Source organism: Halopseudomonas sp. 4NH20-0008, from assembly GCF_057548395.1.
On sequence record NZ_BAAJMD010000012.1, the window covers coordinates 1 to 12,051 of the forward strand.

10 protein-coding genes are annotated in these 12,051 nt (G+C 58.3%); 8 read left to right on the top strand and 2 right to left on the bottom strand.

The annotated features are described in order from the left end of the window. The first annotated feature begins 621 nt into the window (after nt 1-621). Nucleotides 622-1,662 carry an AraC family transcriptional regulator gene (locus AC27HQ_RS12500; RefSeq protein WP_487156508.1) on the top strand — a complete coding sequence of 347 codons (1,041 nt, stop codon included), beginning with the start codon at nt 622-624 and terminating at the stop codon, nt 1,660-1,662. Nucleotides 1,663-1,812: 150 nt separating this feature from the next. On the opposite strand, the gene AC27HQ_RS12505 is transcribed toward AC27HQ_RS12500, so the two are convergent. After that, on the bottom strand, nt 1,813-2,664 hold the full coding sequence (locus AC27HQ_RS12505; protein WP_487156509.1) for a class I SAM-dependent methyltransferase: 852 nt from the start codon (nt 2,662-2,664) through the stop codon (nt 1,813-1,815). Nucleotides 2,665-2,818: 154 nt separating this feature from the next. Between AC27HQ_RS12505 and arsS the strand changes: the two genes are divergently transcribed. After that, nucleotides 2,819-3,781 (top strand): arsenosugar biosynthesis radical SAM (seleno)protein ArsS, encoded by a 963-nt coding sequence (gene arsS / locus AC27HQ_RS12510; protein WP_487156510.1) that lies wholly within the window; start codon nt 2,819-2,821, stop codon nt 3,779-3,781. Between the two features lie 4 nt (nt 3,782-3,785). Here the strand turns inward: arsS and AC27HQ_RS12515 are convergent, their stop codons facing one another. Then, on the bottom strand, nt 3,786-4,256 hold the full coding sequence (locus tag AC27HQ_RS12515) for a MarR family winged helix-turn-helix transcriptional regulator (protein WP_487156511.1): 471 nt from the start codon (nt 4,254-4,256) through the stop codon (nt 3,786-3,788). A gap of 133 nt (nt 4,257-4,389) precedes the next feature. Here AC27HQ_RS12515 and AC27HQ_RS12520 point away from each other — a divergent pair, with 133 nt between their 5' ends. The 6 genes from AC27HQ_RS12520 to AC27HQ_RS12545 all read left to right on the top strand — a co-directional run bounded on the left by AC27HQ_RS12520 (nt 4,390) and on the right by AC27HQ_RS12545 (nt 12,034). Continuing rightward, complete coding sequence (locus AC27HQ_RS12520) at nt 4,390-4,836, top strand: DUF1499 domain-containing protein (protein ID WP_487156512.1); 447 nt, start codon at nt 4,390-4,392, stop codon at nt 4,834-4,836. Between the two features lie 30 nt (nt 4,837-4,866). After that, nucleotides 4,867-7,011: an FAD-dependent oxidoreductase gene (locus tag AC27HQ_RS12525; RefSeq protein WP_487156513.1), complete on the top strand. Its 2,145-nt coding sequence runs from the start codon at nt 4,867-4,869 to the stop codon at nt 7,009-7,011. Nucleotides 7,012-7,013: 2 nt separating this feature from the next. Then, nucleotides 7,014-8,576: a TIGR04282 family arsenosugar biosynthesis glycosyltransferase gene (locus AC27HQ_RS12530; protein ID WP_487156514.1), complete on the top strand. Its 1,563-nt coding sequence runs from the start codon at nt 7,014-7,016 to the stop codon at nt 8,574-8,576. 136 nt (nt 8,577-8,712) lie between these two features. Beyond that, nucleotides 8,713-9,909 carry an acyl-CoA dehydrogenase family protein gene (locus AC27HQ_RS12535; RefSeq protein ID WP_487156515.1) on the top strand — a complete coding sequence of 399 codons (1,197 nt, stop codon included), beginning with the start codon at nt 8,713-8,715 and terminating at the stop codon, nt 9,907-9,909. Between the two features lie 199 nt (nt 9,910-10,108). Further along, a complete protein-coding gene (locus AC27HQ_RS12540; protein WP_487156516.1) occupies nt 10,109-10,873 on the top strand; it encodes an SDR family NAD(P)-dependent oxidoreductase in 765 nt (254 codons plus the stop codon). 111 nt (nt 10,874-10,984) lie between these two features. Next, the gene (locus tag AC27HQ_RS12545; protein ID WP_487156517.1) at nt 10,985-12,034 is read left to right on the top strand and encodes a phosphotransferase; all 1,050 of its coding nucleotides are present in this window, start codon (nt 10,985-10,987) and stop codon (nt 12,032-12,034) included. Nucleotides 12,035-12,051: the final 17 nt, after the last annotated feature.

Sequence of the window (12,051 nt, forward strand, 5' to 3'; positions counted from 1 at the left end):
CAACTGGGAGTCAAACTGGGCTTGAACAGGTCCGATATTGAAGTTAGCTGCATTAGCAGAACCAGCGAAACTGGCCAGACCAATAGCCAGGGGCAAGGCCGCGAGCGACCAAGCATGCATTTTTTTTGTCATTGTGCTGCTCCGTTTGGGTACAAGAACCTGCGTAACATCAAGGTCACGTTCAGGACCCAATCAGTCTGGCATGCGCACCAGCAAAATGACTTGCCCTAAAAGGCCAAACTAATTAACCCAAACGGCCATTCATGGAAATAATCGGCACTATTTTCGGACAGGGTGGCGGATTACCCTATCAGCCAACTGAAGTCACAAGCTTGAGCTCGACTTGCGAGTCGTAAGGCTTCTGGAACAGGCTATTCAATGCTTAACTAGGACACAAACTAACGCTATACGGGACCTTCCAAAATATCGTTCGCTGATCCATATTGACCTGAAATCACTCCCCCTCAAATTACGCAACTTGCAATATTAATGGGCTCATGCATTTCGCAAAGCGGAATTTTGTTTCACGTGATTGACTGCGCTTTGGGCGCTGCGTAGGCTGCGCTGACATGACAGCTTCGCCAATTACGCAGTTGCGAGCGTCAGCACAGGATCGCAAGCATGCAGGATACCTATAAAAGCAAACATTCAACCAGAGCGGTTGAGCGGGCCTTTTGGCTAAAAGTCATTGATCAGGCGCTGAGTCATTACGAACGCAGCCTGCAAGACTCTGATCTGATTCGGTCCCTGCTTGCCAATGGTCATGGCGCGAATGGTTTTTTTGACCAGGCCGCCTGCTCACTGATCTGGTCAGAGGCTCTGCGTCTCTCGGATGATCCGCTATTCGGGTTGCGCCTGAATCGCCTGTTCCGGCCAACCTCAATGGATGCCTTGATATTGACGTCCAGAGCCAGCCCAACCATTGCTGCAGCACTGGAAAATGTAGGGCGATTTTTTGCAGTCGTCAGTACACAAGTGAAGCTGGAGGTGCTCGCTGACGAGCACGGAACTCACATTACCCTTCTGCCACAGGGCAATCCGCATGTGCATCACGTGGAAGCCATGACCGGCTATCTCACCCAGCTGATTCATCAGTTGGATCAGCGTGAACAAGGCCTGCTCAAAGGCGTCAGTCTGGGTCGTGACAACCTGGATATCGCACACTGCAAGCGCTTGTTGAACTGTTCAGAACTGGTCGTCAGCGACCGTTATCGCTTGTCGCTGGCACCCGATCTGATAGACCAAAGATTACCGAGTGCCGATGAGTTCCTGCTACCCCGCTTGACGGTCGCCTTGCAGGATCTGCTATCCAGCATGCCGAGCAACGACCTGGTCGAGCAGGTCAAGCGTCATATCCATCAACTGCTCGACTCAGGTGATCTCAGCGTAGAGCGTATTGCCGTACCACTGAATATCAGCCCTCGGCACTTGCGCCGCAAGCTCAGTCAGGAGGGCACGTCTTACGAACAACTGCTTGATGAGGTCCGGCGCGAATCCGCCATACGCATGATTATAGAAGGCAACCTGTCGCTGACCAGCATTGCCTACGAAATGGGCTTTCTGGACCCCAGCAGCTTTACCCGGGCATTCCGACGCTGGACCGGCATGAGCCCCACAGCCTTTCGCGAGCAGTTCAGGAAAACCGACGCGTCAACTGACTGAAGTAATTCGATCCCGGGGGAGGGGCACTGCACGGAATCCGATTTAGGGTTTTCCTGGGAGGGTCGAGTTCCACCTCGACCAAAGGCGTTACCTGAACCACCGCTGACCGAGGTGGAACTCGGCCAATCGCAGGGTCGTTCGCAGCCCATCCTACTCCGGTTTAACAAACAACAAGGTCATCCGATCACTCTCACCAATAGCCATGTAGTGGGCGCGATTCTCATTACCCAGTCGCAGAGTGGGCGGCAAGGTCCAGACACCTTCAGGATGGTCCTTGTTGTCCTGGGCATTCTGGTTGACCGGATTGCGGGAAACAAACTGGAATCCCGCTTCTTCCGCCAGCTCAAGCACCAGTTGTTCTGTGACGTAGCCGGTCTTGATCATGGTTTCCAGATCAGCCCCTGCATGTGCCCGGTGCTCGACCAGACCCAGCATGCCACCGGGCTTGAGCGCAGCATGCATCTTGGCAAAAACCAGACGGGTTTCATCCATACCCACCGAGAGCCAGTTGTGCACATTGCGGAAGGTCAACACCCGATCAACCGAGCCCGGCTCGGCGATCGGCAGCTCAGGGTCAAAATTCAGCGTACGCAGCTCAACCTTGTCATAGACACGGGGCGCGCGCTGCAGCTTGGTCTCATAGCTCTCCCGCGAGGTACGGAAAAACTCGACCGAACTCTCGGGATCAAAATGCGCGGCGATAAAGTGGCCCTCATCACGGACCAGCGGCGCAAGAATCTCAGTGTACCAACCTGCCCCCGGCCAGATTTCCAGCACTGTCTGATCCCTGGTGATGGCAAAAAACTCGAGGGTTGCCTGCGGATTACGGTGGGCATCACGCATGACATTGGAAATCGACCTGTTGGTGCTGGATACCGCCGCACGAATGTCCTCCACCTGCTCGAATTCCAATACTGGCGGCATGGGTGGCGTCTCGGCCAATTGTGAGCTGACGCCGAAAGACAGTGCGAAAAGCAGCATCCCGCTGAGGGTTCTGAACATGGTCAACCTCACTTTGCTCCTGAAAAATGTAACAGCCACCATAACAGCTAGACACAGTTGTTTCCTGTGCCTTAGGGTAGTTTTGCTGCCAAGCTGTAACAAATAGTCTTCAATTGGCTCTATGTACCAATCCCTACATTTAAGGATACCGGCTGTGCGCGATACCCTGCCCCTGCTCGACAACCTCGCCTTTCCCGCGATCAGCCGTGGACAGTTGACGACCCTGCAGGTCAACCTGACCTACACCTGCAACCAGCGCTGTCTGCACTGCCATGTCAATGCCGGACCCACGCGCACCGAGGCCATGAGTGATGAGGTGCTGGAGGTGCTCTACAGCGTACTCCAGGCCCATGCGGTTACCACTCTGGATCTGACCGGCGGTGCACCGGAAATGCACCCGCGTTTTCGCGATATCGTTGTTCATGCCCGGCAACAGGGCGTTAACGTCATTGACCGCTGCAATCTGACCATATTGTCGGAACCGGGCTACGAAGACCTGGCCGAGTTTCTCGCCAACCAGGGGGTAATGATTTCCGCCTCACTGCCCTGCTACTCGCGGGACAACGTGGATAAACAACGCGGCGACGGGGTGTTTGAACGCAGCATTGCCGGACTGCAAAAGCTCAATCAGCTTGGCTATGGTCAACCTGGCTCAGGGTTGGAGCTGAATCTGGTCTACAACCCGCAGGGCCCGAGCCTGCCGCCACCACAGCAGGCGCTGGAGGCGGACTACAAGTCCCACCTGGCAGAAGACTTCGGCATTGTTTTCAATCAGTTGCACACTATTACCAACCAGCCGATTGCACGTTTTGGCAGCACCCTTGTCAGCAAGGGCCAGTTCAATGGCTATATGCAACTGCTCAAGGACAACTTCAGTGCCGCGAATATCCCCGGTCTGATGTGCCGCTCCCAAGTCAGCGTTGATTGGCAGGGCTACCTGTACGACTGCGATTTCAACCAGATGCTGGACCTGCCCATGCCGATACTGGCAAAGGATCGCAGCCACTTGCGTGATCTGCTCTCAGCCGAACTGAACAACCAGCCGATTGTTACCCGCGATCATTGCTTTGCCTGTACCGCCGGCCAGGGTTCAAGCTGTAGCGGCGCACTGGTCTGAGCATTTAATCCGGCTGCTGGCAGTCGGCAGAGTGCAGTACATCTTGATAAATCTGCTCGGCCGCCTGTTTCAGGGCCCGCGCCTGTTCAAGATTCAGGCTAGTCATGCAGAACAGTTTCAGCGGTATCTCAGCAGCCTGTTCGCGCAGATCAACACCCGCAGGGGTCAGCTGAATGAGCCACTGGCGCTCGTCCAGATCACCCTTGCGGCGGCGCACCAGGGCCTTTTGTTCCAGCCGCTTGAGAATCGGCGTCAGGGTACCGGAGTCCAGGCGCGTATCTTCGACCAGTTGCTTGATGGGCACATCATCATGCTCCCATAGCGCCAGCATCACCAGATACTGCGGATAGGTCAGATCCAGTGGCTCCAGTAACGGGCGATAGGCACGCACCAGCGCATTACTGGCACTGTAGAGTGCATGGCAAAGCTGATTGCGCAGCAGAAGGGGTTCTTTGAGTTGAGTTGACCGGGGCATGGCGCCACCCTGTAAATGAACAGATTTTATTTTGCGCGCAAGGTATTGACCGGTCAAGCGCTCTGACTTATTGTTCCACCGCTAAATGATTTGCGCGCAAGATAAATTAACCCTCTTTTCTGACAGGTGTCTTATGAAAATTGTTCTGATTCTGGTGGTATTGGTGCTGCTGTCCGGCTGCGGGTTTCTGTTCTGGCAGAACAGCCAGGTACCCGAGCTGGGTCATGTGAATGGTCAGCTCAAACCGCTGAGCGCCAATCCCAACGGCGTTTCTACGCAGACCGACGACCCATCAAAACAGGTCGAACCATGGCCCTTCAAGGAAGACCTGGCTACCACTATGGCAGCGATTCGACACACACTGAACCAGTTTGAGGGTGCCGAGATCGTCGAGGATCAGAGCAACTATCTGCGTGTGGTCTTTGTCACACCGCTGATGCGCTATCGCGATGACGCCGAGTTTTACCTGAATGAAGCAAGCCAGCAGGTTCATTTCCGCTCCGCCAGCCGCGCCGGCAAGTCGGACCTGGGGTTGAATCGCGAGCGTTTTGACAAGCTCACGGCCATCTACAATCAATAATTCCCAGCGCGCCGCGGAGGCCCTGAACTGATGAAAACTGGCAAATTACTGCTACTCGCCCTGATTGCTGCTCTGGTGGCGGGTTTCTTTATCTTTGATCTCAACCAGCACTTCAGTCTGGACGCCCTCAAAGCCCAGCAGCAGGCGCTGAACGCGCAGGTAGCGGCCAACCCCTGGCTGGCCGCGGGCATTTTCTTTGTGGTCTATGTGCTGGTCACGGCCCTGTCCCTTCCCGGTGCGGCGTTGATGACGCTGGTGGGCGGTGCCCTATTCGGGCTCGGCTGGGGCTTTGTGCTGGTGTCCTTTGCCTCCACGCTGGGCGCTACCCTGGCCATGTTGATCAGTCGTTTTCTATTGCAGGATTGGGTACAGCAACGCTTTGGCAAAAAACTCGACGCGCTGAACCGCGGCGTCGACCAGGAAGGTGCCTTTTACCTGTTCGCCCTGCGTTTGGTCCCGGTGTTTCCGTTCTTTCTGATCAACCTGGCCATGGGCCTGACCAAGCTCAAGGCATCCACCTTCTGGTGGGTCAGCCAACTGGGCATGCTGCCCGGCACCCTGGTGTATGTGAATGCCGGTCGCGAACTGGGCCAGCTCGAGTCGCTGGGCGGCATTGCCTCCCCCGGTCTGCTGGGCGCCTTTGTATTGCTCGGCCTGTTCCCGCTGATTGCCCGTAAACTGCTGGATGTGCTCAAGGCCCGCCGGGTTTATCATGGCTGGAGCAAGCCCAAGGCCTTTGACCGCAATCTGGTGGTAATTGGTGCCGGCAGCGGCGGCCTGGTCAGTGCCTACATCGCCGCCGCCGTCAAAGCCAATGTCAGCCTGATCGAAAAACACGCCATGGGCGGCGACTGTCTGAACACCGGCTGCGTGCCATCCAAGGCGCTGATTCGATCAGCAAAGCTGGCAGCCGAAGTACGCAAGGCCCACGCATTGGGGTACAACACCGCCAGCGCCGAGGTCAATTTTGCCCGGGTCATGGAGCGCATCCAGCGCGTCATCGGCGATATCGAACCGCATGATTCGGTGCAACGTTATACCGGGCTGGGCGTGGATGTGATTCAGGGGGCGGCGACCATTACCTCGCCATGGCATGTCGAAGTCAACGGCCAGACCCTGAGCACGCGCAATATCATCATTGCCGCCGGTGCGCGCCCCTTCATGCCGCCGATCCCCGGCCTGGATCAGGTCAAGGCCTACAACTCGGATACCATCTGGTCCCTGCGCGAGCAGCCAGCACGGTTGGTGATTCTCGGTGGTGGCCCGATTGGCTGCGAACTGGCGCAAGCATTCCAGCGTCTCGGCAGCCAGGTCATTCAGGTTGAGCGTGACGCACGCCTGCTGCCCCGCGAAGATAGCGATGCCAGCGCACTGGTCATGCAGCATCTGATCGCTGAAGGGGTTGATGTACGGGTTCAACATGAAGCCCTGCGCTTTGAACTGCTGAACGGTGAGCAGCAGTTGGTGATGCGGCACAGCGATAGCGCCGAGGAGCTGCGCATCAGCTTTGACGCAGTGCTGGTTGCAGTGGGTCGCAAGGCCAATGTCAACGGCTACGGTGCCGAAACACTGGGACTGACGGTACGCCCCAACGGCACCCTGGACACCAATGAATACCTGGCCACGCGCTTTCCCAACGTGTACGCCGTAGGTGACGTCACCGGCCCCTATCAGTTCACCCACGTCTCCGCACATCAGGCCTGGTATGCGGCGGTCAATGCGCTGTTCGGCAGCTTCAAGCGTTTCAAGGTGGATTACCGGGTAATACCGCATGTGACCTTTACCGACCCGGAAGTCGCCCGTGTCGGCCTATCGGAAACCGAAGCCAACAAGCAGGGTATTGCCTATGAGGTCACCCGCTACGGTATTGATGATCTTGACCGAGCCATTGCCGATCAGGCCGCTGAGGGCTTCGTCAAGGTGCTGACGGAACCGGGCAAGGACCGCATTCTGGGCGTCACCATTGTCGGCCAGCATGCCGGTGAACTGCTCGCCGAGTATGTCCTGGCGATGAAGTACAACCTGGGGCTGAACAAGATTCTCGGCACCATCCACAGCTACCCGACCATGGCCGAAGCCAACAAGTACGCCGCCGGCGAGTGGAAGCGCGCACACGCCCCGCAAGCCGTATTGCGCTGGGTTCAGCGCCTGCACAACTGGCGCCTGGGTCGCTGAGCATGCGTCTATCGGTGATCATGCCGGTATTGAACGAGGCAGCAGGGATAACCGACGCCCTGCTGCCGTTGCAATCACTGCGTGACCACATTGAAGTGATTGTGGTGGATGGTGGCAGTAGCGACAGCACCTGTGAATTGGCTCTGGGCTTGGCTGACCAGGTGCTGACAGCAGATGCAGGGCGAGCCCGACAGATGAATGCGGGCGCTGCGGTAGCCACCGGGGATCTGTTGTTGTTCTTGCATGCCGATACACGGCTACCTGAGGGCTTTGTGGCCTTGGTGCAGGCCGCCGTGTTTGGCCAACCCCCCTTCGCGGCGAGGCCGCCGCTCCCACCAAAACCAAACCCCACATCTGTACCCAGCCAACCCTGTAGGAGCGGGCTTGACCGCGAAGGGGTTTCTGATAGCAGCAGCCCCACCACGAATCGCCAACCCCCAACCCCAAACCCCACCCAACCCTGTAGGAGCGGGCTTGACCGCGAAAAGGGTTCTGGCAGGAGCAGCACCCCCGCCGCGAAAGCGAGCTCACAGACCACACCCCCAGTCTGGGGCCGCTTCGATGTCCGCCTGACACCCGCCTCCCCATTACTCACCCTGGTCGCCTGGATGATGAACCAGCGCTCACGCCTCACCGGCATCTGCACTGGCGACCAGGCACTATTCGTGCGCCGCGAGCTCTTCAAGCAACTGGGTGGTTACGCTGATATCCCGCTGATGGAAGATATCGAACTCAGCCGCCGCCTGCGCCGAATCTCGCGCCCGGCCTGCCTGCGTCAGAAACTGACAACCTCCAGCCGCAAATGGCAAAAACATGGCGTCTGGCGAACCATCATCCTGATGTGGTGGATCCGCCTGCAGTATTGGGCATGTGTTTCGCCCGAACGTCTGGTACGCCAGTACTACAGCACCCCAAGCCATAAAACCGCCCCCCCGGAGGGGTCGGGTTCCATCTCAACCAGCGGCGCCAACCGCCCACTCCTGATCTTTGCCAAGGCCCCGGTCCCTGGCCAGGTCAAGACCCGCCTGATTCCGGCTTTGGGCGCCGAGGGTGCAGCCCAGCTGTACGAGCGGCTACTGCGTCACTGTCTGCAGCAAACCTGCGACTGGCCCGGCCAGCGCCTGCTGTATTGCGCACCGGACAGCCAGCATCCGCTGTTCCACGCCCTGGCCGACGAATTCCATCTGACCCTGCGTGTTCAACAGGGCGATGACCTTGGCCAGCGCATGGCCAACGCGCTGGCTGAACACCCCCAGGGTGCATTGCTGATCGGCACGGACTGCCCGCCACTCACTACCGCGCACCTGCTACAGGCCAACAAGGCGCTGGAAACGTCGGACACCGCCATCATCCCCAGTGAAGACGGCGGCTATGTGCTGATCGGTCAACGCACACCCAACCCGGCAGCCTTTATTGGTATGCAGTGGAGTCACGCCGACGTCATGCATGAAACCCGCACGCGCCTGCAACAGGCCGGTCTGAGCCTGTGGGAAGGTCCAGCATTATGGGATCTGGATGAGCCCAAGGACCTGCCGCGCCTGAAAACGGTCATTCAGAATTTATAATTCCAGCCCCCTTTCATCATGGATGCTTATACAGATCTATTCCATTTATGGGACATAGTTTCGATTCTGTCTCGCGACCGATAGAGTCACTGCAAGTTAAATCTTGCCCTCATCACCGACTCCAGAAGGAAGCACCATGTTCGACGTCAGCCCCCGCGTTCAGGAACTCAAGGACCAGCTCAACGCTTTTATGGATGAGCACATTTATCCCAACGAAGCGCTGTTCTACGAACAGGTCAAGCTGAACAAATGGGGCCATCCGCCGATCCTTGAAGAACTGAAAAAGAAAGCCCGCAGCCAAGGACTGTGGAACCTGTTCCTGCCCCACTCCGAGCGCGGCGCCGGATTGAACAACGAGGAATATGCCCACCTGTGTGAAATCATGGGCCGGGTGTCCTTTGCCGGTGAAGTCTTCAACTGCAGCGCGCCGGACACCGGCAACATGGAAACCATCGAACGTTACGGCAATGAAGCGCAAAAAGAACAGTGGCTCAAGCCCTTGCTGGCTGGCGAAATCCGCTCCTGCTTCTCCATGACCGAGCCCGATGTCGCTTCCTCCGACGCCACCAATATCCAGTGCGAAATCCGCCGTGAAGGCGACGAGTACGTGATCAACGGCACCAAGTGGTGGTCCTCCGGAGCCCTGAACGAACACTGCAAGATCGCCATCGTCATGGGCAAGACCGACCCGGATGCACCCAAGCACCTGCAACAGAGCATGATTCTGGTGCCGCTCGACAGCCCCGGCGTGACCATCGTCCGTGACCTGCATGTATTCGGTTACGACCATGCGCCGCACGGCCATGCCGAAATCATCTACGACAACGTGCGCGTCCCGGTGTCCAACATGCTGCTGGGTGAAGGCCGCGGCTTCGAGATTGCCCAGGGCCGCCTCGGGCCAGGCCGTATTCACCACTGCATGCGCAGCATCGGTATTGCCGAGCGCGCACTGGAAGCCATGTGCCGCCGCGCCGCCGAGCGTGTTGCCTTCGGCAAGCCGCTGTACAAGCACGGCAGCACCGCCGAAGCCATCGCCAAATCCCGTTGCGAGATCGACCAGGCCCGCTTGCTGACCCTGCATGCCGCGCGCAGCATGGACCTTTACGGCAACAAGGTCGCCCGTCAGCAGATCGCCATGATCAAGGCCGTCGCGCCGACCATGGCCTGCAACGTGATTGACCGTGCCATTCAGGTATTCGGCGCCAAGGGCGTATGCCAGGACACCTTCCTCGCCTCCGCCTACGCCAAGGCCCGCACCCTGCGCCTGGCCGACGGCCCGGACGAGGTCCACCTGGGCACCATCGCCAAGTTGGAAATGGGGCAATATCTCTAATATTGGCCATCAGCTGGAAGCTGGAAGACGGTTTTCGGTGTGGTCAGGGAAACAAGTGTGAGACCAATACGTCGCCATGGCCCACACCCAAAACCAACAACCCACACCGGGTTAAGGCTTTCAGCTTCAAGCTTTCAGCTTCCAGCCCAGCCAGCCCTCTCCTAACCGAAAAATCTAAACAACAACGCAGGAGCCCCCTATGAGCGGTTTGTTCAATCTAACCGGCAAAGTCGCGATCATTACCGGTTCCACCAAGGGCATCGGCAAGGCGATTGCCGAGGAGTATGCCAAGGCCGGTGCCAAGGTGGTGATTTCCAGCCGCAAGGCGGATGTCTGTGAGCAAGTCGCGGGTGAGCTGCGGGCACAGGGCTTTGATGCCCTGCCGGTGGCCTGCCATGTCGGCGACAAGGCGCAGTTGCAGAACCTGGTGGATCAGACTCTGGCCGCCTACGGCAAGATCGACATTCTGGTCTGCAACGCCGCCACCAATCCGGTCTATGGCCCCACCCACAGCGTCAGCGACGAGGCCTTTGACAAGATCATGGGTACCAATGTCAAGGGCACCTTCTGGCTCTGCAACATGGTGATCCCGCACATGGTTGAACAGGGTGGCGGATCGATCGTACTGCTGTCGAGCATTGCCGGTCTGCGTGCCAGCGCCAATATTGGCGTGTACGGCATGTCCAAGGCCGCCGAAGCCGGTCTGGCGCGCAATCTGTCGCTGGAATGGGGTCCCAAGGGCATTCGCGTCAACAGCATTGCCCCCGGTCTGATCCGCACCGATTTCGCCCAGGCCCTGCTGGACGATCCGGACCGCCTGCGCAAGGTCGAAGAAAAGCTGCCGCTGCGCCGTGTTGGTGAGCCCGTCGATATCGCAGGTGTGGCGCTGTTCCTGGCCTCGGCTGCCGGTGCCTATGTCACAGGCCAGACCATTGTTGCCGATGGCGGCGATACCATCGCCTGATAAGCGCTGATTCAGTAGGCTACTATCGCGCCAGACTCGGGTCTGGCGTGTTAGCTTATGAACCCTTGTAACGCCAACATCCTATAACGACAGACTCACAGGACCTTCTAGATGAGCGAAGCCACCCTGATCGACGTACTACCTGCGCACCGTTTTGATGAAGCCAAGCTGACCGCCTACCTCCAGGGCCGTCTGCCGGATATCGACAAGGGCATCCGCATCAGCCAATTTCAGGGCGGGCAATCCAACCCGACCTATCAACTGCAGATTGGTGACAAACGCTATGTCCTGCGCAAGAAGCCGCCGGGCAAATTGCTGCCCTCGGCACATATGGTCGAGCGTGAGTTTCAGGTCATCAACGCCCTGGGCCAGACCGACGTACCGGTGCCCACCGCGCGTCTGCTGTGTGAAGACCCCGAGGTCATAGGCACGGCTTTTTACATCATGGATCACGTCGATGGTCGGGTGTACTCCCAGCCGCTGCTGCCGGATGTTGCCATCGACCAGCGCATGCCGATCCACAAATCCATGATCCAGACCATGGCCCAGCTGCACAATGTCGACTGGAAGGCTGTCGGGCTGGAAAGCTATGGCAAGGCCGAAGGCTACATTCCGCGCCAGATCAAACGCTGGAGTGGTCAGTTTGAAGCCAGCCGCACCGGCGATATGCCGTCCATGGATGCGCTGATGGCCTGGCTACCAGAAAACGCGCCCAAGGATGATCACACCACCATCGCCCACGGCGACTTCCGCATGGGTAACCTGATTCTGCACCCCGAGCAGCCCAAGGTCGTGGCCATTCTCGACTGGGAACTGGCCACCCTCGGCCATCCGCTGTCCGACCTGGCCTACTGCTGCCTGCCCTACCACCAGCCGGCCACCCTGCAGGGCATGCGCGGTATGCAGGGGCTGGATCTGAAAGCCCTGAACATTCCCGAAGAGCAACAGGTACTGGACTGGTACTGCGAGTTCACCGGCCGCAGTAACGTGCCGGACTGGAACTTCTTCCTGGCCTTCTCGCTGTTCCGTCTCGCCGCGATTGTCCAGGGTGTCTATCACCGCGCCCTGCAGGGCAATGCCAGCAATGCCGACGCGCTGGAAGTGGGCAAGCGGGCCAGTGTGCTGGCCGATATCGGCTGGACCATTGCCCAGCGCAAATAGCCCCAGTACCAGTGCCA